General features: G+C 40.5%; 25 protein-coding genes. 16 read left to right on the top strand and 9 right to left on the bottom strand.

The genetic code is table 11. The annotated features are described in order from the left end of the window. Positions 1-71: 71 nt before the first annotated feature. Positions 72-1316, bottom strand: coding sequence for a hypothetical protein (locus MKO06_RS12205; protein WP_241551427.1), 1245 nt, complete (start codon positions 1314-1316; stop codon positions 72-74). A 126-nt stretch (positions 1317-1442) separates the two neighbouring features. Beyond that, complete coding sequence (gene uvrA / locus MKO06_RS12200; protein WP_241551426.1) at positions 1443-4232, bottom strand: excinuclease ABC subunit UvrA; 2790 nt, start codon at positions 4230-4232, stop codon at positions 1443-1445. 235 nt (positions 4233-4467) lie between these two features. Here uvrA and MKO06_RS12195 point away from each other — a divergent pair, with 235 nt between their 5' ends. Further along, complete coding sequence (locus MKO06_RS12195; protein WP_241551425.1) at positions 4468-5052, top strand: RNA polymerase sigma factor; 585 nt, start codon at positions 4468-4470, stop codon at positions 5050-5052. A gap of 251 nt (positions 5053-5303) precedes the next feature. On the opposite strand, the gene MKO06_RS12190 is transcribed toward MKO06_RS12195, so the two are convergent. Next, the gene (locus MKO06_RS12190) at positions 5304-5963 is read right to left on the bottom strand and encodes an endonuclease III domain-containing protein (protein WP_241551424.1); all 660 of its coding nucleotides are present in this window, start codon (positions 5961-5963) and stop codon (positions 5304-5306) included. A 32-nt stretch (positions 5964-5995) separates the two neighbouring features. Between MKO06_RS12190 and bcp the strand changes: the two genes are divergently transcribed. Then, positions 5996-6454 (top strand): thioredoxin-dependent thiol peroxidase, encoded by a 459-nt coding sequence (bcp, locus tag MKO06_RS12185; RefSeq protein WP_241551423.1) that lies wholly within the window; start codon positions 5996-5998, stop codon positions 6452-6454. A 36-nt stretch (positions 6455-6490) separates the two neighbouring features. Here bcp and MKO06_RS12180 read toward each other — a convergent pair whose 3' ends face one another. The 6 genes from MKO06_RS12180 to porX form a co-directional block, all read right to left on the bottom strand. Then, positions 6491-6868, bottom strand: coding sequence for a hypothetical protein (locus MKO06_RS12180; protein ID WP_241551422.1), 378 nt, complete (start codon positions 6866-6868; stop codon positions 6491-6493). Between the two features lie 3 nt (positions 6869-6871). Beyond that, complete coding sequence (locus MKO06_RS12175) at positions 6872-8074, bottom strand: alanine dehydrogenase (RefSeq protein WP_241551421.1); 1203 nt, start codon at positions 8072-8074, stop codon at positions 6872-6874. A gap of 55 nt (positions 8075-8129) precedes the next feature. Then, entirely contained in the window at positions 8130-8450 is a 321-nt protein-coding gene (locus MKO06_RS12170; RefSeq protein ID WP_241551420.1) for a hypothetical protein, read from the bottom strand. Between the two features lie 232 nt (positions 8451-8682). Next, positions 8683-8829 (bottom strand): hypothetical protein, encoded by a 147-nt coding sequence (locus MKO06_RS12165; RefSeq protein WP_241551419.1) that lies wholly within the window; start codon positions 8827-8829, stop codon positions 8683-8685. Positions 8830-9110: 281 nt separating this feature from the next. Continuing rightward, entirely contained in the window at positions 9111-9515 is a 405-nt protein-coding gene (gene tsaE / locus MKO06_RS12160; protein ID WP_241551418.1) for a tRNA (adenosine(37)-N6)-threonylcarbamoyltransferase complex ATPase subunit type 1 TsaE, read from the bottom strand. 129 nt (positions 9516-9644) lie between these two features. Beyond that, a complete protein-coding gene (gene porX / locus MKO06_RS12155) occupies positions 9645-11195 on the bottom strand; it encodes a T9SS response regulator signal transducer PorX (protein WP_241551417.1) in 1551 nt (516 codons plus the stop codon). A gap of 114 nt (positions 11196-11309) precedes the next feature. On the opposite strand from porX, the gene MKO06_RS12150 reads away from it, so the two are divergent. The 14 genes from MKO06_RS12150 (at position 11310) to hisG (ending at position 25764) form a co-directional block, all read left to right on the top strand. Then, on the top strand, positions 11310-12539 hold the full coding sequence (locus MKO06_RS12150) for an HD domain-containing protein (protein ID WP_241551416.1): 1230 nt from the start codon (positions 11310-11312) through the stop codon (positions 12537-12539). Positions 12540-12563: 24 nt separating this feature from the next. Beyond that, entirely contained in the window at positions 12564-13589 is a 1026-nt protein-coding gene (gene lpxD / locus MKO06_RS12145; protein WP_241551415.1) for a UDP-3-O-(3-hydroxymyristoyl)glucosamine N-acyltransferase, read from the top strand. Beyond that, the gene (locus MKO06_RS12140) at positions 13582-14982 is read left to right on the top strand and encodes a bifunctional UDP-3-O-[3-hydroxymyristoyl] N-acetylglucosamine deacetylase/3-hydroxyacyl-ACP dehydratase (RefSeq protein WP_241551414.1); all 1401 of its coding nucleotides are present in this window, start codon (positions 13582-13584) and stop codon (positions 14980-14982) included. Before lpxD ends, MKO06_RS12140 begins: the two co-directional genes overlap by 8 nt. A 5-nt stretch (positions 14983-14987) precedes the next feature. Then, positions 14988-15773, top strand: a complete 786-nt coding sequence (gene lpxA, locus MKO06_RS12135) for an acyl-ACP--UDP-N-acetylglucosamine O-acyltransferase (protein ID WP_156281505.1) — start codon at positions 14988-14990, stop codon at positions 15771-15773. Positions 15774-15783: 10 nt separating this feature from the next. Beyond that, positions 15784-16350, top strand: a complete 567-nt coding sequence (gene efp / locus MKO06_RS12130) for an elongation factor P (protein ID WP_240098265.1) — start codon at positions 15784-15786, stop codon at positions 16348-16350. An 11-nt stretch (positions 16351-16361) separates the two neighbouring features. Beyond that, entirely contained in the window at positions 16362-17291 is a 930-nt protein-coding gene (locus MKO06_RS12125; protein WP_241551413.1) for a UDP-3-O-(3-hydroxymyristoyl)glucosamine N-acyltransferase, read from the top strand. 6 nt (positions 17292-17297) lie between these two features. Further along, entirely contained in the window at positions 17298-17693 is a 396-nt protein-coding gene (locus tag MKO06_RS12120; protein ID WP_241551412.1) for a nuclear transport factor 2 family protein, read from the top strand. A 103-nt stretch (positions 17694-17796) separates the two neighbouring features. Next, positions 17797-18162 (top strand): BlaI/MecI/CopY family transcriptional regulator, encoded by a 366-nt coding sequence (locus MKO06_RS12115; RefSeq protein ID WP_241551411.1) that lies wholly within the window; start codon positions 17797-17799, stop codon positions 18160-18162. Between the two features lies 1 nt (position 18163). After that, on the top strand, positions 18164-19795 hold the full coding sequence (locus MKO06_RS17105) for a M56 family metallopeptidase (RefSeq protein ID WP_279346282.1): 1632 nt from the start codon (positions 18164-18166) through the stop codon (positions 19793-19795). A 177-nt stretch (positions 19796-19972) separates the two neighbouring features. Next, on the top strand, positions 19973-20848 hold the full coding sequence (sucD, locus tag MKO06_RS12100; RefSeq protein ID WP_241551410.1) for a succinate--CoA ligase subunit alpha: 876 nt from the start codon (positions 19973-19975) through the stop codon (positions 20846-20848). 125 nt (positions 20849-20973) lie between these two features. Then, positions 20974-21720, top strand: a complete 747-nt coding sequence (gene fabG, locus MKO06_RS12095; RefSeq protein ID WP_241551409.1) for a 3-oxoacyl-[acyl-carrier-protein] reductase — start codon at positions 20974-20976, stop codon at positions 21718-21720. A 106-nt stretch (positions 21721-21826) separates the two neighbouring features. Further along, complete coding sequence (locus MKO06_RS12090; RefSeq protein WP_241551408.1) at positions 21827-23857, top strand: vWA domain-containing protein; 2031 nt, start codon at positions 21827-21829, stop codon at positions 23855-23857. 12 nt (positions 23858-23869) lie between these two features. Continuing rightward, a complete protein-coding gene (locus tag MKO06_RS12085) occupies positions 23870-24685 on the top strand; it encodes a prohibitin family protein (RefSeq protein ID WP_241551407.1) in 816 nt (271 codons plus the stop codon). Between the two features lie 215 nt (positions 24686-24900). Then, positions 24901-25764 (top strand): ATP phosphoribosyltransferase, encoded by an 864-nt coding sequence (hisG, locus tag MKO06_RS12080; RefSeq protein WP_241551406.1) that lies wholly within the window; start codon positions 24901-24903, stop codon positions 25762-25764. The last annotated feature ends 11 nt before the right edge of the window (positions 25765-25775 follow it).

Genomic DNA, 25775 nt, shown 5'->3' with positions numbered 1-25775 from the left:
CCATCAGCGAGGGTGCTTCAGGGGTTTTCCAACTAACCAACCAAAAAATTAAATTATGAACTTGTCATCTATTAATTATTATTCATATTCCGTGCCGAACTTCTAGTTCGGGTAGATTTTTTTGCTCTTATTTCATTTCTTGAGTTCCCATTTGAAGATCTACTCCTAACTGATGAACTCTCTCTTCTTGTTGGACGTTTCACAGATGAATTCCTTTCAATTCTATTTCCAGAACTTTTCACCTGAGGGGTCCTGCTGGCTCTAACCGACCTTTCGGTTCTTGGGTTAGAACGGCTTTCAATTTGCCTGGCATTCTGCCTGTTCGTAGATCTGCTTTCCTTTACTCCGTAATTAGATGTTCTCTTATTACTGTTTTCTACTCTTGAATTTCGTCCTCTTGAATTAGAACTTGTTTCAGTTCTTCCTTTAAAAACTTCAGATCTTTGAGTGTCCTGTCTTCTGGAGATAGCCCTGGACCTGGAGTCGTTTCTTTCGGCATAATTTTTATTCTCATTTGAAGACCTTCTAGTACTTATTCTATCTGAATAGGATCTCTCACTTGTTCTGCGATCATTACTTTTAACTGCAGCATTATTAGATCTTGATGACCTGTGCGCCGCAAGCTGTCGTTTACTGGACGTCCTGTTTCCGTAGCTATAGCTTCTCACACGATCTGATGGCCTGTAGAAATTTCTTCTGCCGTTATTTTTTGAATAGTAATTATTATAAACAGTTACATAATTAGTATATGAAATTCGCCTTGGCTGATAATAGGCTCTGTAAGGCCTGTTAAATACTATGCTCACATTCGCATGCGGACGGGTATAATATCGGTGCCATGGCCTGTAAACATAATGCCTGTTGAACGGATTAATGAAACCGGTATAATGGGTAAAATGATGATGCCTGTTATAGTGAAGATGCATGTTCCCTATATGCGCAAGTCTTCCAAACCTGTTATATCCCAGGTATACGTTTCCAGCCTGGATAATTCTTCCGTAATAGTCATAATAAACAGGTACATTTTCTATTTGTATCACGGCACCATAATCGTCATACTGCACATATGGTTCGTAATTATATCCGGAATTATAGCTGATATTCACATTTGGAGTGGAAATACGCACCGAATTTCCTCTTCTGAATTCAGGGTTAAAATAGAAATCAAATTCACCATTCGGGTATACGGCGAACTCCACGCCTCCTTCAACAAAAATGAAGGACTCGTTATAGAAGTTACCGGGAGGAGCTTTAACGGATGCCTTTGCTGACCATCCAATAAAAAGCAATACGAATATATAGGTCAGGTTTCTCATGGTAGTAAAGTTTTTAATTAGGAACATTTTAATACTTAGATACAAAGCCTGTGCCAAAGTCCTGATAACGCTACTTTCGCGGTATTTGAATATGTAAATCGCTGAAAGATAAGATCCCTGAAAATTTTATTTCAGCTTTTCTTCCAGATATTTTGCTGTGTATGATTCTTCTACTTGTACTACTTCTTCAGGAGTTCCTGCAGCGATGAGATGCCCACCATTTTCGCCGCCTTCAGGTCCCAGGTCGATGATATGATCGGCGCATTTTACCAGGTCCATATTATGTTCGATCACCACGATGCTATGACCTTTCGCGATAAGGGCATTAAATGATTTCAGCAGTTTTTTAATGTCGTGAAAATGCAGCCCCGTAGTTGGTTCATCAAAGATAAACAGGGTCTTGGTTTTCGTACTTCCTTTAACCAGAAAGGAAGCCAGTTTAATACGCTGTGCTTCCCCGCCTGAGAGGGTGGAAGAGCTCTGACCTAATTGTACATATCCCAGACCAACATCCTTAAGAGGCTTCAGTTTTTTAACGATTTTAGCCTCATTGTGGTCCTCAAAGAACTGGGTGGCATCATCGATGGTCATATTAAGGATATCATCGATACTCTTATCCTTAAAAGTTACTTCCAGTACTTCTTTCTTGAATCGCTTCCCGTTACAGGTCTCACATTCCAGGTGCACATCAGCCATAAACTGCATTTCGATGGTCACTTCGCCTTCTCCCTTGCAGGTTTCACATCTACCGCCATCCACATTAAAGGAAAAGTGTTTGGCCTTGAATCCTCTTAATTTGGAGAGTTTTTGCGAGGCGAATAGATTACGAATATCGTCATAGGCCTTTATATAGGTGACCGGATTTGACCTGGACGATCTTCCTATTGGATTTTGATCAACGAATTCTACGGTTCCAATGCTCTTTACATCGCCTTCGATCCCATTGAACTGGCCTGCTTTTTCACCATAACCACCAATTTCCTTTTGAACAGCCGGGTAGAGAATCCTTCTAACCAGCGTACTCTTCCCACTTCCGGAAACCCCGGTAAGAGCAGTAAATACACCCAGCGGAAATTCAACATCGATATTTTTTAGATTGTGTTCCCTGACACCGAGAAGTTTGATCTTCTTTTTTGAAACGCGTCTTTTTTCCGGAACCTCGATCTCCATTTTTCCGTTCAGGTAACTGGCGGTAAGGGAATCAGATTTCAGGATGTCATCCATCTTACCAACGGCAACCACATGGCCTCCATTGGTTCCGGCTTCAGGACCAATATCGATGATCTCATCGGCAGCCTTCATGATCTCCTCGTCGTGTTCTACCACGATCACGGTATTGCCTAGATCCCTGAGGTGTTTTATTACTCCAATAAGCTTTTCGGTGTCTTTAGGGTGAAGACCTATGGAAGGTTCATCCAGGATATACATAGAACCAACCAGGCTACTCCCCAGGGAGGTCGCGAGGTTGATCCTCTGTGATTCCCCTCCTGAAAGAGTATTGGATTTTCTGTTCAGGGTAAGATAATCCAGGCCAACATTTGATAAAAATTCGAGTCGGTTTCTAATTTCGGTCAAAAGACGTTTGGCGACCTTTTGATCGTGTTCGTTCAATTCCAGCTCATTAAAAAATGCCCTTACTTTATCCAGTGGTTTTTCCACCAGGTCGGTTATGCTATGGTCATTGATCTTTACATATTGCGCTTCCGGCCTTAATCGCTTTCCTTTACAGGCAGAACATCTGGTCTTCCCGCGATAACGAGAAAGCATCACACGGTTCTGAATTTTATATGCCTTACTTTCCAGGAATTCGAAGAACTGGTTGATCCCTTCAAAATATTGATTTCCGTTCCAGACAAGGTCTTTTTGCTCATCGGATAATTCGAAATAAGGTTTGTGAATAGGAAAATCGAATTTATGAGAATTGTTCACCAATTGATCTCTGTACCAGCTCATACTCTCCCCACGCCACGGGAAAATGGCATTTTCGTAAATGGAAAGGCCTGTATTAGGAATGACAAGGTCTTCATCTATGCCAATAACATCGCCATAGCCTTCACATTTTGGACAGGCTCCGTAAGGATTATTAAAACTGAAAAGATGAACATTGGGTTCCAGGAAACTCATCCCGTCCAGTTCGAACTTGTTGCTGAAGTGTCTCCTGGAATTATCGGCCAGTTTTTCTATGAATAATTCACCTTTTCCTTCAAAAAAAGCGGCTTCAACGGCATCTGCCAGCCTGTTATAAAAATCTTCCTCGTCTTTTTTGATTATTCGGTCTACAACCAGCCAGGTATTATGATCCTGGGCTTTTTCAAGATCGGTTTCGTCGATCCGCAGAACTTCATCATCTATTTTGATTCGGCTATAACCCTGCTGGGCGAGTACCTGGATCTTTTTCTGTATGGATCGTCCTTCTTCAACATGAATAGGGGCGAGGAGTAGCAGTTTTTCGCGTTCTGGAAAATCTCTTACATAATTAATAACATCGGTAACCGTATCCTTTTTTACCTCGTTTCCAGAAATAGGGGAGTAAGTTCTCCCGATCCTGGCAAAAAGAAGTTTCAGGTAATCATAGATCTCGGTTGATGTACCAACCGTGGATCTTGGATTGGTGCTATTAACCTTTTGCTCGATCGCAATAGCCGGTGCAATCCCCTTGATGAAATCAACCTTTGGCTTATTAAGCCGCCCAAGAAACTGCCTGGCATAGGAACTAAGGCTCTCTACATACCGCCTCTGGCCTTCAGCATAGAGCGTATCAAATGCAAGGCTGGATTTCCCCGAACCAGATAGTCCGGTGATCACCACCAGTTTGTTCCTGGGGATAACGGCATTGATATTTTTGAGGTTGTGCAGTTTTGCACCTTTGATTATAATATTCTTTTTAGGATCGGTTCCGGTAATATCTACTATCATTCCTGGGTTTGCTAAGACGGCAAAGATACTTAATATGAGCGGGTAAGAAAAGGAGGCTAAAAGCTATAGTAATGTTAAAAATTTAAGGTTTCATTTGCATATCTCAGAATTATCTTACTATATTTGAATCATTATAACCGAAATCTAATTGCCTATTTAACACAGTTACTTTTTAAAAGCCTAAATAACCTAACCCGCAGGAAGCCCTAAGTTCCTGTACTTAAAAGTAACTGTTATGAATGACACTAAAGTTCCTGACTCTTCTCTTGTACGTGATTACCTGGATGGCAATGAAAATGCACTTGGAGCATTAATCGATCGACATCAGCACCGCATTTACAGTTTTATTTATTCGAAGGTCTTTGATAAGGATATTTCTGAAGATATCTTTCAGGATACCTTTATAAAAGTGATTCGAACTTTAAAACGAGGAAAATATAATGAAGAAGGTAAATTTCTTCCGTGGGTGATGCGTATCGCTCATAACCTGGTGATAGATCATTTTAGAAGGAATAAGCGAATGCCGAAATTCGATAATAATGGAGATTTCAATATATTTTCGGTTTTAAGCGATGAAGGCCTGAATGCCGAAAAGCAACTCATTAAGGATCAAATAGAATCTGATGTACAGGAATTAATAAAAGAATTGCCTGAGGATCAGCTCGAAGTTTTAACGATGAGGATCTATAAGGATATGAGCTTCAAGGAAATTTCTGAGCGCACCGGAGTTAGTATAAACACCGCTCTTGGAAGAATGAGATACGCACTTATTAATTTGAGAAAGATCATCGAAAAAAGAAATTTGATACTTACCAATTAATTAGAATACAATATCCCCCCTTTTGTAACGTTATTAGTAATACCATCAAAAAAAATTAACAAATGGGGAAACTTTACTTTAAAAAAACCTCTAATGAGGAAAAATCTGATCGACGCCGCCCTAAACCTGAAACTGTACAATTTCTTTTGAACTATTCCAGGGCACTGCGAGTGGTTGATCATAAGAAGATGAAATTCGAAACTTTTTTGAATTAAGTAAGATGAAGCCTGCAGATTTTTGTAGGCTTTTTTTTATTTCTTCTTTTTCTTAAGGTATTCGTTAATCACGCTTTTTCTTCCAATCGTTTTTGTAATAACATCTTTGTCGAGATCCCAGCCACGGGCAGGAGAATACTGTCTTCCATACCAGATGATCTGTAAATGTAATTTATTCCAAAGCTCTTTTGGGAATAATCGCTTGGCATCTTTTTCGGTTTGATTCACATTCTTGCCATTGCTCAGATTCCAGCGATACATAAGGCGGTGAATATGAGTGTCTACCGGGAAGGCCGGGATATTAAACGCCTGGGAAACAACAACACTTGCAGTCTTATGACCTACAGCCGGTAATTCTTCAAGAGCCTCCATGTCTTCCGGCACCCTTCCGTTGTATTTTTCAATGAGGATCTTAGATAAACCATGAATACCTTTAGATTTCATTGGAGACAAACCAACTGGTTTGATGATCTCCCGAATTTCTTCTACCGATAACTTAACCATCTTATAAGGATTATCAGCAACTTCGAAAAGGAGGGGAGTGATCTCATTCACCTTTACATCGGTGCTTTGTGCTGAAAGCAGGACAGCGATCAGTAAAGTGTAAGGATCTTTGTGATCAAGAGGGATCGGGATCTCAGGGTAGATATCATTTAACGTATCTATAACGAAGTCTACCTTTTCCTGTTTGGTCATAAAACTTTAAATTTAGGGCAAAAGTAAGAATTATGACAACATTGAAAGAAGGTGATAAGGCACCAGATTTTAAAGCCGAAGATCAGGACGGAAACAAAATAAGCCTATCAGACTATAAAGGTAAAAAGCTTGTTCTGTTTTTCTACCCAAAGGCAAGCACTCCAGGTTGTACTGCAGAGGCCTGTAATTTAAGTGATAATTACGATCGTTTAAAAGAGAAGGGATATGAGATCCTGGGCGTGAGTGCCGACTCTAAAAAGCGCCAGCAAAACTTCAAAAATAAGTATGATTTCAAATATCCGCTTCTGGCAGATGAAGATAAAGAAGTGATCAATGCTTATGGCGTTTGGGGACCTAAGAAATTCATGGGGAAAGAATATGACGGAATTCATCGAACCACCTTCTTAATCGATGAAAATGGAAAAATAGAGGAGGTGATCCAGAAGGTTAAAACCAAAGCTCACGCAGAGCAGATCCTTCAGGAATCTTAAAAAAATCGGATGAAGTTGGATAGAAAAAGGGTGATGTTAGTCGCCCTTTTTTAATTGTACACTCTTAATTGTCGCAATGCTGTCGCAATTTTCAACTTCCAGTTCAATAGAGGGTTGGAAGCTTCCCGTGATATAATAAATATTACAGGGCTCCCTGTCGGTTTCACTTTTTGAAAAATCCACGTCGCCATCTTCCAGGGCCCGGGAAACCAGACTTGTGTCCAGTTGGTTTATTCTGAAAAATTCAAGAGAATTTTCACTGAATGACTGTTTCTTCGTTCTTATATTCTTTAAAACCCGTGCATTGGGTGAATAATCACAGGAAGTTTTTTTTCCGCTTAAAAAGAAAATCAGAATAACAATTCCGAAAAAGAGTCCCAGGCCGTAATAACCAAGGCGATGAATGAGCTTCATATCTTAAAAGATCAACAGGTTTATGTCACGGTAAGAAAGGTTGAACCAGTCTGCTATCGATTTGCTGGTCAAAATTCCGTGGTAAAAATACAAACCATTTCGCAAACCGCGATCAAACCTTAGCGTATTCTCCAGGCCGCCTTCTTCTGCGATATGTAACAGGTAGGGAGTGAAGATATTACTGATGGATAGTGAGGAAGTCCTGGCATACCTGGAAGGAATGTTAGGGACACCATAATGAATTACATTGTGTTTGGTGAAAATAGGCTTATCGTGGGACGTGATCTCGCTGGTTTCCACACAACCGCCCATATCGATACTCACATCGATTATTACGGCGCCGCGTTTCATAGACTGTACCATTTCTTCAGTGACCAGCACGGGAGAACGGTCTTTTCCTCTAACCGCACCAATGACCACATCGGCCCTTTTTAATGCTTTAAACAGGTTTTTAGGCTGAATGGTACTGGTATAGAAAGTATTGCCAAGACTAGCCTGAATATTGCGAAGCTTGGTAAGAGAACTGTCAAAAACCTTAATGCTTGCTCCAAGTCCCAGGGCCGATCGTGCAGCGTATTCCCCAACGGTTCCGGCTCCAATGATCACAATTTCAACGGGTGGAACTCCGCTTATATTTCCAAACATGAGTCCGTTGCCTTCCTCATGATTACTCATAATTTCTGAAGAGATCAAAACCGAAGCCGTTCCGGCAATTTCGCTTAATGCCTTTACGATAGGGTAACTTCCATCCTCATCCCTGATAAATTCAAATCCAAGAGCGGTAATACGTTTTTTGGCAAGGGTTTCAAAATATTCCTTGCACTGGGTTTTAATCTGAAGGGCGGAGATCAGGATGGTTTGCGGATTGATATATTCCAGTTCCTGATTGGAAGGGGGTTCTATTTTCAAAATAATGGGACAGGAAAATACCTTTTTAGTATCCTTTGTGATCTCGGCTCCGGCATCGGAATAATCCTTATCGCTGAATCGGGCCCATTTTCCGGCACCAGATTCGATCATGACCCTGTGGCCATGCGCGGTGATAGCCGCAACAGCATCAGGGCTTAAACAGATACGTTTTTCCTGGTAAGCCGTTTCCTTAGGAATACCTATAAAAAGCTGGCCTTTGCCTTTAAAAATTTCAAGAGTTTCTTCCTGAGGTAATAATTGTTCCCTGGTAAAAGGTGAAACCTGCTGTTTTCCCATTCAGTTTAGTTAAGCAATTTAATTATAACTAAAATACTAAAATGTAGGTAAAGCATTATAGTTTACGGTAGTAGTCTTCCAGAATTCCTTCGGAAGAGTGCTCTCTTTCAAAGTCCTCTTCATCTTCCTGGAAACTTTTGATCTCCCTAAGATCTTTATCTGAAACTGGTGAGAAGACAGATACATCGGTCTCATCCAGTTCTGAAAGGTCTAGACCGTAGACGCGATCGAAAATTTGTATTCGAACTAGGTATACTATTGAAAGAATTATAATAAAGAAAGGAGCCAGGTAAATTAAGCCGTTGATGTCCATAAAAACGCTGGTGTCCATATAAACATCTTCGTAAAAGGCGACCACTAATTGGAAAGCATACATACCAGTAGGGATTAAGATGGTATGGTACCACCAATGCTTACAGGTAAAAAACCAAATTAATAAAAGAAATAAAGGTGTTATTTTCCCTGTATAAGTCCAGGCAGCTGTCATAACATCCTCATAGTATTTACTTTCGTATGTAAAAAAAGAATTTTCCCAAACTGGAGCGCTTGGGAAAATTTCATATAGATAAAATAAATAAGGTGAAAATGCTATTAAAAGGGCAATTATACTACCCAGCAGCAGGAATTTTGATGAGTCTTCTGTCGACAGCTTGTTTCTTGATTTCATCATTATTAGTATCGGTTTCGGTAGTTGAAGTTACAAAAATACTAGCTCCAAATATTGCGGCTGCGAAAAGTACTGCTTTTAGTTTCATTTTGATAGGTTTTTAAAGTTGGTAATTCGTTTTGTTTTCTGAGACAAACATATAACAACTTAAAATCCTGTCAGTTAAAATATTAGTCGTACTTTTGCACCCTTTTTCGAGCCAAAATTGGGCCTAAAAATCGCAAAAAAATCTTTAGATATGTTAGGTTAAATTTATATATAAATCGCTCAATGAATTAAATTCAAAATTTCGAGTTTAAAAAATTCAGGTTAAAGTAAAAAAATTCTTACAATTAATTTTTTCCTCTTTTTTTCCTAAAATAAATTTTATTAACAAAACTTTAACGTTCTGCTATGGTCAGAATTAAGCTCTAATCGCAATTTTTGGGTGTTTTCCCCTAATAAATTTTCTACTTTTTCTGGCCATTCTATCAAATTCCAGGACTCTGAAGCTAAATAATCTTCAATTCCCATATCTAATGCTTCGGTTTCATCCTCGATCCTGTAAAAGTCGAAATGAAATACCGGCCCGTTATCTGATTCATAATGATTAACCAAGGAAAAGGTAGGACTGGAGGCTACATCGCGTACGCCCAGGGCTTTAACAAGCTCCTTTATAAGAGTGGTTTTTCCAACTCCCATTTCGCCGTAGAAAAGCAGGGTTTTGCTTTTGGTATTACTTAGAATGTAATCTACAGCTAAGTCCAGTTCTTGAAGTTTGTAGGTTAACTCCATAAATTCAAAATGTCAGATTGGGTCTGTAAAGATATGTAAATAATAGATAAGATGCTACATGACTTTGGTAATCAAATAGATAGGCTAATGAAAAATGTTTTTTATCGATTAAAACAGGTATTTCATCGATTATTTAGGATTTAGGACTACAAAAGGTATTACAACCTCTTCCAGGGAAATTCCCCCGTGCTGATAGGTATTTCGGTAATAACTCACATAATGATTGTAGTTATTGGGGTAGGCAAAGAAAAGATCCTCTTTTGCGAAAATATAACTACTGCTCATATTAATGGTAGGTAAATGAACCGATTTTGGATCTTCAATTGCCAGCACATCTTTATTATCATAGGTAAGACTTCTACCGGTCTTATATCTTAAATTCAAACTGGTATTCTTGTCACCAATTACCTTAGAAGGATTCTTTACATTAATCGTCCCGTGATCTGTAGTGAGGATCAATTTAAAGCCCGATTGCTGGGCCTTTTGTATGATTTCAAGCAGAGGAGAGTTTTTGAACCAGCTTTGGGTAAGGCTGCGGTAAGATTTGTCGTTGGAAGCGAGTTCCTTGATCACTTCCATTTCGGTTTTTGCGTGGGAAAGCATATCTACAAAATTGTAAACCACTACCGTCAGGTCGTTCGCTTTTTGTGTTTTAAAACTGTCAACCAGTTTTTTCCCGGCCTTAAGGCTGCTGATTTTGTGATATTCATATTTTAAATCCTTCCCAAGTCGCTTTAATTGTTCGGCCAGGAATTCAGATTCATAATTGTTCTTACCGCCTTCCTCGGTGTCATTCTTCCAGTAATCTGGGAATAATTTTTCCATTTCGCTGGGCATAAGTCCTGAGAAAATAGCGTTCCTGGCATATTGCGTGGCTGTGGGAAGTATACTATAATAGGCCGACTCCCTTTCCTTCTTATAATAGGTGTTGATTATAGGTTCCAGTGTTTTCCACTGGTCGTACCTAAGATTGTCTACCACAACCAGTAAAGTAGGCTGATCTTTTTTAAGCTCCGGAATGACCATTTTTTTGAAAAGGGTGTGGGACATTACCGGCGCATCTGCCGATTTCTCAAACCAGCCCTGGTAATTCTTTGAGATATATTTAAAAAACTGATTGTTGGCTTCAAGTTTTTGTGATTCCAGGATTTCGAACATTCCAGAATCCTCGATATCCTCAAGCTGAATTTCCCAGTAGATCAGTTTTTGATAAAGCTCTATCCATTCTTCCCAGGAATTAACCTGGGACATATCCATCGCAATTTTCCTGAATTCCTGTTGATAATTAGAAGTGGTCTTTTCAGAAATCAGCCTGGAATGATCCAGGTTTTTTTTAATGCTTAGAAGTATCTGGTTTGGATTAACCGGTTTTATGAGGTAATCTGCGATTTTAGAACCTATGGCTTCTTCCATAATATATTCTTCCTCGCTTTTCGTGATCATCACAATGGGCAGGGTTTCCCTTTTTTCCTTTATTTCTGCCAGGGTCTCCAGGCCGGTAAGCCCGGGCATGTTTTCGTCCAGGAAAACGATATCAAAATTTTCAGTTTCTATCAGTTCCAGGGCTTCCGTTCCGCTTTTACAGGTGTTCACTTCATAATTACGGGACTCGAGAAACATGATGTGTGGCTTTAAAAGGTCTATTTCATCATCTACCCACAGTATTTTTATTTTACTCATCTTTGGTCTTATTTTGAATGTAGAAAAAGCAGCCTATATAGCTAATTTTCATCAGCTTTTCATGTGGCTTCCTACATATATGTATCTTTGTTTTAAAATCCAGAAAAAATTAGCTTGGCTTCGCAAACTAAACTCAAAATATTAAACGATCCAATTTACGGTTTTATTACCATTCCTAATGAGCGGATCTTCCAGATAATCGAGCATCCTTATTTTCAAAGACTGCGCAGAATTTCCCAAATGGGAATGTCTTACCTGGTCTATCCGGGCGCTCATCACACCCGTTTTCATCATGCTCTTGGCTGCGTGCATCTCATGCAAAAAGCCGTGCGAGTTCTTCAGTACAAAGGGGTTGAGATTTCAAAGATTGAAGAGGAGGCACTTTTAATTGCTATTCTTATGCACGACATAGGTCATGGGCCATTTAGTCACGCGATGGAACATAGCCTGGTAGAAGGACTGGATCACGAGACCATTTCCCTTCTGTTCATGGAAGAAATGAATGCTGAATTTAACCAAAGTTTAACGCTCGCCATCCAGATCTTCAAAGGGGAATACGAACGTAAGTTTATGATTCAGCTTATTTCCAGTCAAATGGATATGGATAGGCTCGACTATTTGAAAAGGGATAGTTTTTACACCGGTGCAGTTGAAGGAAATATCAATAGCGAGCGATTGATCACCATGCTCAACGTGGTGAACGATGAGCTGGTGATCGAGGAAAAAGGAATCTATTCTGTAGAGAAATTCCTTATTGGTCGCAGGTTGATGTACTGGCAGGTATACCTTCATAAAACCAGTCTGGTTGCCGAACAGCTCCTAATAAGAGTCCTGAAAAGAGCGAAGGAGCTCATAGGGCAGGGTGTGGACCTGCGCGCAAGTGAACCTTTAATGTATTTCCTCAAGAACCGGATATCCAGGGAAGACCTGGATACTGAAACGCTTCAGATCTTTTCCCGCCTGGATGATTATGACGTTATTTCGGCCATGAAAGAGTGGATGTATGCTGAAGATTTCGTGCTTCGCAATCTTTGTGAAATGATCATTAACAGGAACCTGCTAAAGGTAAAGATCAAAAAGAAAAAGCCTTCTGCAGAGAAACTGGAGAAACGTTCCAGGGCGCTTCAGAAGAAATACGGAATTTCAGAAAAAGAGGCTTCCTATTTCGTGTTTGCCGGCGAGATCACTAACCTTGCCTATAAAAAGGAAAGGAATAATATAAACATCCTTCATAAAAATGGAAGGATTAATGATGTCGTAAAAGTTTCAGACCAATTAAATCTGAAGGCTCTCACTAGAACCGTGGTTAAATACTATATGTGTTACCCTAAGGTTACAGATTAAAGCATTTTTTTTACTTTTGCCAGAATGAAGTTTACAGCAGCGCAAATTGCCGAAATATTAAATGGAAGGGTGGAAGGTAACCCTGAGGTGGAAGTTTCTGAACTTGCCAAAATTGAAGAAGGTTCAGAAGGTTCTCTTACTTTTTTGAGCAATCCAAAATACACCTCTTTTCTATATACCACCAACGCTTCTATAACGATTGTGAATGACGAGTTTGAGGTAGAACAGCCTGTAAACACCACGTTGATCAAAGTTAAGGATGCCTATAAGGCATTTTCGACCTTACTGGAATATTATAACCAGATCAAGTTAAATAAATCTGGGATCGAACAGCCAAGTGTGATTTCAGAATCTGCCACTTATGGTGAAGGATTGTACCTGGGAGCTTTTTCTTATATAGGAGAAAATGTGAAACTGGGCGATAATGTAAAGATCTACCCACACTCCTATATTGGTGACAATGTTAATATTGGTGATAATGTTACCGTTTTTCCAGGAGTCAAGGTCTATTCAGAAAGTCTTATAGGAAATAATTGCACCATCCATAGCGGTGCTATAATAGGTGCGGATGGATTCGGTTTTAGTCCGGGTGAAACCGGTGAATATAGCAAGGTGCCCCAGATTGGGAATGTCATCATTGAAGATAATGTGGATATTGGTGCCGGAACCACCATTGACAGGGCGACGCTTGGTTCCACGATAATTAGAAAGGGAGTTAAGCTTGATAATCTCATCCAGATCGCACATAATGTAGAAATTGGCGAAAATACCGCGATTGCTGCCCAAACTGGAGTTGCAGGGTCTACCAAAATAGGAAAGAATTGTCTTATTGGCGGGCAGGTTGGTATTGCTGGCCATTTGAATATTGGTGACCGTGTTAAGATCCAGGCCCAATCTGGAATTGGCAGGGATATCAAGGATGATGAAATGTTGCAGGGCTCCCCGGCCATAGGCTATAGTGATTATAATAAATCATATATACACTTTAAGAATCTACCCAAGAGTATGAACATATTACACCAACTGGAAAAAAAGATGAAAAATGGCTGATAATATAGCGAAACAGAGAACCATCCAGCAGGAGGTTTCTCTTGAAGGTGTTGGCCTCCATACAGGAAAAGAGGTTAAACTTACTTTTAAACCTGCCCCGGAAAATACCGGCTATGTATTTAGGAGAACCGATTTGGAAGGAATGCCAGAAATCGAAGCCGATGTGAGCTACGTCGTAAATACCCGAAGGGGAACTAACCTGGATAAGAACGGGGTGACCATTCAAACTTCTGAACATGTCCTGGCAGCCTGTGTTGGACTCGAGATCGATAATCTTTATATAGAATTGAACGCATCTGAACCGCCTATCATGGATGGTTCCTCCAAGTTTTTTGTAGAGGCCCTTGAAAAGGCAGGAACTGTAGAACAGGAAGCCAATCGCGAGGAATTCGTGGTTAATGAGATCATTTGCTACAGGGATGAGGAGACCGGAAGTGAGATCATTGCAATGCCTGCTGAAGAATACCAGGTTACCACAATGGTTGATTTTGGAACCAAGGTTCTAGGCACCCAGAACGCAACTATAGAGCACCTTTCAGAATTCAAGACCGAGATTGCCGACTCCAGAACTTTCAGTTTTTTACACGAAATAGAAACCTTGCTGGAGCATGGGCTTATTAAAGGTGGAGACCTTAATAATGCGATCGTTTATGTAGATAAGGAAATAGGAGAAGAGACCTTAAAAAAACTCAGGGTAGCCTTTAACAGGGAAGATATCTCCGTAAAACCAAATGGGATACTTGACAACCTAACCCTGCATCATCCCAATGAAGCCGCAAGGCATAAACTGCTGGATGTGATTGGAGACCTGGCATTGGTAGGAACCCGTATCAAGGGGAAGATAATTGCTAATAAGCCCGGACATCACGTCAATACCGAGTTCGCCAAAAAACTTTCAAAGGTAATTAAGGCCGAAAAAAGAAATAATGTTCCAAAGATCGATCTCAATCAGCCACCGCTGATGGATGTGAACGATATTATGGATACCCTGCCTCACCGGTCTCCATTTTTGCTGGTTGACAAGATTTACGAGTTAACCGATTCACATGTGATTGGTGTTAAGAATGTGACCATGAACGAACCATTTTTCGTAGGACATTTTCCAGGTAAACCGGTTATGCCAGGGGTGCTTCAAGTAGAAGCAATGGCGCAGACTGGGGGGATTCTTGCGTTGAAATCGGTGCCAGACCCTGAAAATTACCTTACCTATTTCATGAAGATCGATAATGTTCGATTCAAGCAACAGGTTGTACCAGGTGATACGCTTATCTTTAAACTTGAACTTTTAGCTCCTATAAGAAGAGGGATCTGCCAGATGCAGGCCTACGCATATGCCAATGGCAAATTAGCTACAGAAGCCTTTTTAATGGCTCAAATCGTTAAATCAAAATAAATATTATGAACCAACCATTAGCATATGTTCATCCAGGAGCCAAAATTGCCAAAAACGTGGTAATCGAACCTTTTGCGACCATACATAATAATGTAGTGATTGGAGAAGGAACCTGGATTGGTTCAAATGTTACTATCATGGAAGGTGCCCGCATAGGTAAGAATTGCAGCATTTTTCCGGGTGCGGTTATTTCGGCGGTGCCTCAGGACAAAAAGTTCAATGACGAGGACACGCTTACGGTGATCGGGGATAATACCACCATCAGAGAGTGTGTGACCATTAATAGAGGTACAACCGATAGAATGAAAACGGTTATCGGGAATAATTGCTGGATCATGGCTTACTGTCACGTAGCTCATGATTGTATAGTTGGCGATAACTGTATCTTTTCGAATAATAGTACACTTGCCGGGCATATCAATGTGGGAGACTATGTTGTTTTAGCCGGTATGGCAGCCATCCAGCAGTTCTGCAGCATTGGGAAGCATGCATTTGTGACCGGTGGATCTTTAGTAAGAAAGGATGTTCCTCCATTTGTAAAGGCTGGAAGGGAACCGCTAAGTTATGTAGGTATTAATTCCATCGGCCTAAGACGAAGAGGCTTCAGTACCGAAAAGATCAGGGAAATACAGGATATTTACAGGATACTATATCAAAAGAATTATAATAACTCCCAGGCTGTGGCTATTATCGAAGCAGAAATGCAGGCCACTGCCGAACGAGATGAAATATTAGAATTTATTAAAAACTCACAGCGAGGTATCATGAAAGGATACTTCAGTTCAAATTAATACAATAAAAATGGCTACAACCAGCGATATTAGAAACGGACTTTGCATCCGCTATAATCACGACATTTATAAGATCGTAGAATTTCTTCATGTAAAACCAGGAAAAGGTCCTGCCTTTGTAAGAACAAAACTGAAGAGCGTAACTACCGGGAAGGTGCTGGAAAATACGTTTTCCGCAGGGCATAAAATCGAGGACATCAGGGTGGAAACCCATAAATTCCAATTTCTATATGAAGACGGAGAGTTCTGGCATTTTATGAATGTGGAAGATTATACCCAGATCAGGCTTACCGAAAATGCCCTGGATATGCCGAAGCTTCTGAAAGAAGGGGAAGTGGTAACCATCCTGATCAATACTGAAGATAATATGCCGCTTTCCGTTGAGATGCCTGCAAGTGTCGTTCTGGAAGTTACTCATACCGAGCCAGGCGTAAAAGGAAATACAGCAACGAACGCAACCAAGCCTGCTACCGTTGAAACCGGTTTTGAAGTAAACGTTCCGCTTTTCATCAACGAAGGTGACAAGATCAAGATCGAAACCGAGAAAGGTACCTACAAAGAAAGAATTAAAGAATAATCAGCTTTTAGATGAAATTCCCAAGACGGTATTCCTTAAAGGAGATTGCGCAGCTAATCGATTGTGAGTATGTTGGACCCGATGATTTCCCGGTTCAGGGAATGAACGAAATCCACGTGGTAACTCCGGGTGATATCGTTTTTGTGGATCATCCAAAATATTACGATAAGGCCCTGAATTCGGCCGCGACAATCGTCCTCATCAATAAAAAGGTAGAATGTCCTGAAGGCAAGGCACTGCTAATTTCAGATGATCCGTTCAGGGATTTTAATAAGCTAACCAGGCATTTTAAAACATTTGAGCCAGCTACCAAATTGATAGCCGATTCGGCTTCTATTGGAGAGGGAACTCATATTCAGCCGAATGCTTATATTGGTCATCGCGTTCAGATAGGAAAGAATTGCTTGATCCAGTCTGGAGCACATATAGGTGACGATACCGTGATTGGTGATAATGTGATCATTCATAGCGGAGTAGTTCTTGGAGGAGATGCCTTTTATTATAAGAAACGAGAAAGCGGCTTCGATAAACTGCTATCCGGTGGGAGAGTAGTGGTAGAAAATGAGGTGGAGATCGGGGCGAATTCTACAATAGATAGAGGAGTAACCGGAGACACCATTATTGGAGAAGGATCTAAACTGGATAATTTAATTCAGATTGGTCATGATACCGTAATAGGAAAAAAATGCCTTATTGCCTCCCAGGTCGGGATCGCGGGCTGTGTGAGGGTTGAAGATGAAGTTACGATTTGGGGACAGGTTGGTATTAGAAGCGATGTGACCATAGCCAGGGGAACTGTTTTGATGGCTCAGTGTGGAGTTTCAAAAGATACTGAACCAAATACGACCTATTGGGGAACGCCTTTTGGGGAGGTTCGAACAAAACTAAAGGAATACGCAGCAATCAAAAAACTGCCTGAAATTGTTAAAACGATAAAATAAGAACGTATGGCTTTAAAAGTAAAAGACGTTGTAACTGAATTCTACCAGTCTAATTTTTATGAAGGAAAAACGGTACTGGAAAACACCCTGCATCCAGATGTAGAGCTTTCCTGGTATGGAACCACCGGATTCCGAAAATTAGATTTTAATGGGATTGCTGAAATAAGCAAGGAATTATCTTCATCTTACGAATCTTTAAGAGCAGAGATCGAAAAGATTGTTTATAAGAAGAACGAGGTTGCCATTCATTTTACCTATCATGTGCGTACGATCGAAAATCCCGACGAAGAAATGCCGCTAGCGCATTTTATCGCGATCTGGGAAGTTAAGGATGATAAACTATACCGAGGCGTTCAAATTAGCCAGTTAGGTGAAGAGATAGAAGAAAGTCCCTGGAGCTAACAGGAATTAACCCTCAATATTTTGAGGGTTTTTTATTTTATATTGATTCTATGTTTGTAGAATTAAAAAATAATTCTACATTTGTAGAGTAATAATCTAAGAAATGGAATTGTCAAACGCTGAAGAACAATTGATGCAGATCCTCTGGAAAAAGGAGAAAGCCTTTATGAAGGAATTGCTGGAGGCCTACCCGGAACCAAAACCTGCTCTAACCACCGTGGCGACCTTGTTGAAGCGTATGCAGGATAAACATTTCGTTGGGTATGACCAGGTAGGAAGATCAAGGGAATATTTCCCTAAGGTGAGTAAGAAGGCTTACTTCGGAAAGCAAATAAACGGGATGATCAAGTCATTTTTTAATAATTCGGCATCTCAATTTGCATCCTATTTTACCAGCGAAACGAACCTTTCTGATGAGGAATTAAAGGAACTAAGGAAGTTGATAGACGAAAAGATCAAAAATAAATAAGATGTTGGTTTACCTCCTAAAATCGATTTTGTGTTTACTGCTGCTTTTCAGCTTTTACAAGTTGTTGCTGGAGGATGAAAACTGTCATCGTTTTAAAAGATTCTATTTGCTGGCTGCCGTGATCTTTTCAGTTATTATTCCGCAGATCACTTTAACCTATGAGGTAAATAAGCCGGTATCATCTTCGGTATTGGCTGGCTCCCAAATAAATTCCTCTTCTAACTTGGCTTCTGAGCCCGCTTTCTGGGATACTTATGGAATATATATTCTAATAGCAGTTTACCTGGCCGGCTTTGCGATTTTTGCCTTTCGCTTTGCGAAAAACCTGTCAGGCCTTTATGCTGAAGCCAGGTCCAACGAAAGGCTGGAACAATTCCGGTATATTTTTGTGCTGCTGAGGAAGAAACTCGATCCGCATTCGTTTCTCAATTTCATTTTTCTGAATAAATCTGAATTTGAGGATCAGAAAATTTCAGAAGCGGTGCTGGAACATGAAAAAGCGCATGTAGATCAAAAGCATACGCTGGACCTTTTGTTCATCGAGATCTGCCAGGTTATTTTCTGGTTCAATCCGGTATTTCATTTTCTGAAAAGATCGGTTAAGCTCAACCATGAATTCCTTGCAGATGAGCAGGTGCTTAAAGGCAATATCGAGGCGCTGGATTATACCAATGTCTTATACAGTTATGGTTCGGGAATGAATCAAAATTCACTCGCGAGCCCCATCAGTCATTCATTAATCAAAAAACGAATTATCATGATCACGAATCAATTTTCAAGAAGACGTTTTACACTTCGCCTGTTAATTTTACTGCCTGTCCTTGGGGGCTGTGTCTTTCTTTTCAATGAAAAGATCGTCGCCAGGAATATCAATGAATCTAACCTGGTTTTCCAGGAACAGCAGGAACGCAAGGTCATTAAAATAAAGGTGGAAGGAGAGACCATCTGGCTTAACGGTGAAAAGGTTGATTTAAATGAATTTACTGAAAAGCTTGACCAGGTTACTTCCAGCTGGACAAAAGCTGAAATGCAAAAACCATGGTTTAAGGCTGATTTTCAGAATTCTACCACTCCTTTTATTAATAAGCTGAATGGAGAATATCAAAGATCAAAACTGGCCCAGGTAAGTCAAACCGAATTCATTGTTCCCCGGGCACCAAAGGCCCCTGAAGGGGAATTACCACCACCTCCGCCACCGCCTGTTAAAGCAAAGGATACCAAGCTTCCTGCACCTCCGCCGCCACCAGCTCAACCTTCAGAAACTAAAAATATTCCGTCTCCGCCACCACCTCCTCCTGCACCCGAAGTTTCAAAAGAGAACATAGATTCTCTAAGAATGGTCGTTCAGGAGAAAAGAGAACAATTGAGAGACGAGATGGTGGCCAAAAGAACTGAACTAAGAGCTGAAATGGAGGAACGGCGAAATGTTCAAAGAAATATAATGGAACGGCATCGAGACAGTTTAAGAAATTCTATGGAAGAGGTAAGATTGGCCAGGATCGAAGAAGAACGTTCCATGATTCTTGAAAAAAGGGAAGAAATGAGGAAACAGGCAATGGATGAAAAACGTCTTCAGAAAGAACAACTTAAAAGGTTGAAAAAAGAGCAAAAATTACGGGATAGCTTAAATTAATTCCTGATATAATTATTAATGATTCAAAGCCGAAGTATTGCTTCGGCTTTTTTATTGGCCTGAAACCATTCGGTTTTTAGGGGAATTTTATGAATTATCCGGCTAATAATCGGCAAAAAGCCTTTAAGAATTATATTTAAAAACATACTTTTGTAATCCAAATTTCAAAAAACACTTATGAGCGTTTTAGTCAATAAAAATTCTAAAGTAATCGTGCAGGGTTTTACCGGAGGTGAAGGTACTTTCCATGCCGAACAAATGATAGAATACGGTACGAATGTAGTGGGTGGTGTAACTCCAGGTAAAGGAGGGCAAAAGCACCTTAACAAACCGGTATTCAACACGGTTTCAGATGCCGTTGAGCAAACCGGGGCCGATGTTTCCATCATCTTCGTACCACCAGCATTCGCTGCAGATGCCATAATGGAAGCTGCCGATGCCGGGATCAAAGTGATCATCACTATTACTGAAGGTATTCCTGTAGCCGATATGGTTAAGGCTTCAGACTATATCAAGGATCGCGACTGCCGATTGATAGGACCTAACTGCCCGGGAGTGATCACTCCAGGTGAAGCAAAAGTTGGTATCATGCCAGGTTTCGTTTTCAAAAAAGGTAAGGTAGGGATCGTTTCTAAATCAGGAACCCTTACTTACGAAGCGGCAGACCAGGTTGTAAAGCAGGGTCTTGGAATTACTACCGCTATTGGAATTGGAGGAGATCCTATTATTGGAACTACTACCAAAGAAGCGGTGGAATTATTGATGAACGACGAGGAGACTGAATGTATCGTAATGATTGGTGAAATTGGAGGTCAGCTTGAGGCTGATGCTGCTAAATGGGTGAAGGAAAACGGTAACAAAAAGCCGGTTATTGGATTCATCGCTGGTGAAACCGCTCCTGCAGGACGTACTATGGGTCACGCCGGTGCGATCGTTGGAGGTAGTGAAGATACCGCCCAGGCTAAGAAAAAGATTCTTAAGGAAAATGGAATTCACGTGGTGGATTCTCCTGCCGAAATTGGAATGAAAGTAGCCGAAGTTCTTAAGAACTAAGCTTTTCAAAATAACTCAAAAGATCCTCCTGCGATATTCAATTGAATATTTCAGGAGGATTTTTTTATTCAGGGCCTTTCAGGTTTTGTTATATTTGAACAGACAATTAACTAAGAAAGATCAATATGAAATTATTAGAAGGAAAGAATGCTATAATTACAGGCGGAAGCCGTGGTATTGGTAAGGGAATAGCCGAAGTTTTCGCGAAACACGGAGCCAATGTCGCATTTACATATAACTCTTCAGCCGAAGCTGCCGAAGCCCTGGCTAAAGAACTTGAGGAATTTGGCGTTAAGGCCAAAGCTTATAAATCGAATGCAGCGAGTTTTTCGGAAGCTCAGGAACTAATAGATGAAGTGAACAAAGAATTCGGTTCTATTGATATTCTAATAAACAACGCAGGGATCACCAAGGATAACCTTCTTATGCGAATGAGCGAGGAAGATTTTGACAAGGTGATCGAGGTAAACCTGAAATCGATCTTTAATATGACCAAGGCAGTTCAGCGTACCATGTTGAAACAGCGCAGCGGAAGCATCATCAACATGAGTTCGGTAGTTGGTGTTACCGGAAACGCCGGGCAGGCCAATTATGCCGCTTCCAAAGCGGGTATCATAGGTTTCTCCAAGTCTATGGCTCAGGAACTGGGGTCAAGGAATATTCGTACCAATGTGATCGCTCCTGGCTTTATCGAAACCGAAATGACCGAAAAACTGGATGAAAAGACTGTTCAGGGCTGGAGAGATGCCATTCCGTTAAAAAGAGGAGGTAAACCTGAAGATATCGCGAATGCCTGTGTGTATTTAGGAAGTGATCTTAGTTCTTATGTAACCGGGCAGATCATCCACGTAGATGGCGGAATGCATACCTAATTTGGCATAAATAAAATTTATAAGTTAGATTTTATGGCTTATTAGCTGTAAAAATTTTTAAGTAACTTGGAACTTTAAGGCAAGGCTACACTATCTAACTTTTGAAATGACAATAAGTACCATATTACTCATAACCCTGGCGCTTTTCCTGGCACTGGGGTTTGCTTTTTTCTTATACCTGTTCCGAAAGCCGGTAAAATACAGGAAAGATTATATACTTTTTGTTCTTAGAGCGCTCGGGGTATTTATTGTTTTGCTTCTATTGATCAACCCGAAGATCACTTCAACTACTTACGAGATCGAAAAACCAGATCTTGTGATCCTGCAGGACAATTCAGGTTCTATTTCGTACCTGGAAGAGGGCGAAACTTTGAATCGAATCAGTACGCAACTGGTCAATCACGAACAGCTCAAAAGTACTTTTGATGTAAGCACAGCCACATTTGGAAGTCAGCTGTCGCTTGGTGATAGTCTTGACTTCAGCGCCAATCAGACCAATATTACCAAAGCTCTGGTAGCCGCCAATGATATCTATTCAAAGTCTCAGACGGCCGTAATTTTATTAACCGACGGTAACCAGAGCCTGGGAAGGGATTACCGCTATTTTAAGCCTCATGATAACCTTCAGGTTTTCCCAGTAGTGATAGGAGATACTGCAACCTATCAGGATCTAAGCATCGAACGCATCAATACCAACCGCTATGCTTTTTTGAACAATCGCTTTCCGGTAGAAGTGTTTCTGAATTATTCAGGAAAACAGGATCTGGAAACAACTTTCAAAATAACCTCAGGAGAGACTGTTCTTTATTCTGAACCGGTAACTTTTTCTTCAGAAACAAAGTCGAAAGTAATCCGTACCGATCTGCTCGCGGCATCAATTGGAGTTAAGACCTATCAGGTCGAGATCCAGCCGGTAGAGAACGAAAAAAACAAGATCAATAACCTTCAGAATTTTGCGGTGGAGGTGGTAGACGAGCGAACCTCGGTCTTGATTTTAAGCGATATGCCTCATCCTGACCTGGGCGCAGTTAAAAAATCTATTGAGAGAAATCAACAACGAACCGCTGAAATAAAATATCTTAACGAAGATATTCAAATTAATGATTATCAATTAATTATACTGTACCAGGTAAACAGAAGATTCAATGATGTGATCGAATCAGTTCTTGAACGAAATCATAATTACTTAATGATCACAGGTCTGCGAACCGACTGGAATTACCTGAACAGTTTGAATCCCGGTTTCAACAGGAGTAACAGTAGTCAGCCGCAGGAGGTATTTCCGGTGTACAATCAAAAATTCTCGTCCTTTCAGTTTGAAGATATCGGCTTTGACGATTTTCCTCCATTGCTGGATAAATTTGGTACGATAGAGGTAGATAAGAACCAATTCAACATCATGCTTTACCAGGAGATCCAGGGTGTAAGAACCGGTGAAGCCTTAATGGGAGTATCTAAAGACTCTCCAAAATCCGGGTTTTTATTTGGTGAAAATATTTGGCGCTGGAGGGCCAAATCCTTTCTGGACAACGGTGATTTTGAAGAATTTGATGACTTTTTCGGAAAACTGGTACAGAACCTGGCTTCTAACAGAAGGCGAGAGCGGTTAAGCATAGAGAACGAAAAATTCTATTACGAGAATGAAAATGTGATCATTACAGCGCAGTATTTTGATGAGAATTACCAGTTTGATCCCGGTGCTATTCTTAATATAGAATTGATTAATACCGAAACAGAAGAAGAGGTAACTTCAAATCTTGCTTTAAAGAACAATTTTTACCAGTTCGATGCGGGAGGATTGCCGGCAGGTGATTACCGGTTCAGTATTAGTGTGGAAAACCAGAATGTAGCTGCTTCCGGACGTTTTGAAGTGATCGATTACAATACCGAACAGCAATTCGTTTCAGCAAATTTACCTGGGCTACAGGCCTTTGTAGAAAATAATCAAACCAGTCTTACTTTTTCTGGCCAGACAGGGGAATTGATCCAAACTTTGCTTCAGAGCGATAAATACCGGCCAGTACAGAAAAGCCGACAAAAAACCCTACCTTTGATCGACTGGTATTACCTGCTTTTTTTGCTTATTGTGATTCTTGCCGCTGAATGGTTTTACCGGAAATATTTAGGATTAATTTAATTTCAAATATATATGGAAAGATTGCCGAAAATTGGAATACCATTATTTATCGGTATTGTAATACTAATTATATTTATTGCTAAATCTACTGTAACCATCCAGTCTGGAGAAGCCGGTGTTTTATATAGAACATTTGCCGATGGTGTGGTTACTGATAAACCGCCATTATCTGAAGGCTTTCACCTGGTGGCTCCCTGGAATAAGGTTTTTGTTTATGAGGTGCGTCAACAGTCTATAGACGAAGAAATGACGGTTCTCTCCTCGAACGGCCTTGAAATTAGCCTTGATGCTTCGGTTTGGTTTCAGCCTGAATACGCGGCTTTAGGAAAATTGCACCAGGAAAAGGGAGAGAATTATATACAGCGATTGTTGCAGCCTGCGATCAGGTCGGCTACCAGGGCTGTAGTAGGAAGATATAACCCGGAACAGTTATATGCCAGCAAGAGAGAGGCTATACAAAAGGAAATCTTCGACGAGACCAATTTGCTGCTGGAAGATCAGTACGTTCAGGTAAACGAGGTGCTGGTTAGGGATGTGTCACTTCCTCCAACAATTAAAGATGCGATCGAAAGAAAACTCAGGCAGGAGCAGGAATCACTGGAATATGAATTCCGTCTCTCCAAAGCCGAACAGGAAGCCGAAAGACAGCGTATCGATGCTGAAGGTAAAGCCCGTGCCAATAGAATTCTAAGTGAATCTCTTACAGATAAGGTTCTTCAGGAAAAGGGTATACAGGCCACCCTGGAACTTTCAAAATCACCTAATGCCAAAACCATAGTAATTGGTTCAGGAGAGAGCGGTTTACCACTGATTCTTGGAAACAATTAATAAACAAAACTTAAATTTTCGAATTCAGGCTTTATTTTTGAATTTTTTATTTAGTTTTGGGATCACAAATGAGAACAATTTTCGCACATCATCATCATATTAGGTTCCACGCTCAGGCGAGGTGAATATGATATGCTGTAGAAACAATTTATATCATGACCCGTTTGAGCAATCAAACGGGTTTTTTTATTTCTAAAAATCAGCTTTATTGAATTATGAGTCAGCAAAAATTAAGAATAGCAGTACAAAAATCAGGACGTCTCTTTGAAGACTCCATCAGGATTTTAAAAGATGCCGGGATTTCGATCGATAACGGGAAGGAACAGTTAAAGACCTCCTCTAGAAACTTCCCGCTGGAGGTGATGTATCTTAGGAACGGAGATATACCGCAATATCTTAGAGATGGAGTGGTAGATGTGGCAATAATTGGCGAGAACGTCCTTGTTGAAAAAGGAAAAGACATCATTAAAGGCGAAAAACTGGGCTTTTCAAAATGCAGAGTTTCCCTGGCAGTTCCAAAATCCTTTAAATATTCCGGGATCCGGGATCTGGATGGTAAAAAGATCGCAACTTCCTATCCCAATACGGTGAATGAATTCCTTGCAGAAAATGGAATTTCGGCAGATCTTCATATCATTAATGGTTCTGTAGAGATTGCTCCGAATATTGGCCTGGCCGATGCGATCTGCGATATTGTTTCCAGCGGCAACACGCTGTTCAAAAACGGGTTAAAGGAAGTGGAGGTTATGCTGAAAAGCGAGGCTGTTCTGGCCATCTCACCAAAGATTTCTGAAGAAAGAAAAGAGATACTTAAGAAACTGCAATTCAGGATCAAATCTGTTTTGAATGCACGAACCTCAAAATACATTTTGCTGAATGCACCAAATGAGAAACTTGACAGGATCATCGAGCTTTTACCAGGAATGCGAAGCCCAACAGTGCTTCCCCTGGCCGAAGAAGGCTGGAGTTCGGTGCATACGGTGATCAATGAAGAGCGATTCTGGGAAGTGATCGACGAATTGAAAAATTGCGGAGCAGAAGGAATTTTAGTGGCTCCAATCGAGAAAATGGTAATCTAAAAGGAAATTTC

Source organism: Christiangramia oceanisediminis (genome assembly GCF_022570735.2).
GTDB lineage: Bacteria > Bacteroidota > Bacteroidia > Flavobacteriales > Flavobacteriaceae > Christiangramia > Christiangramia oceanisediminis.
Note: the sequence above shows the minus strand (reverse complement) of the source record. Positions and strands in the feature narration are given on the sequence as shown.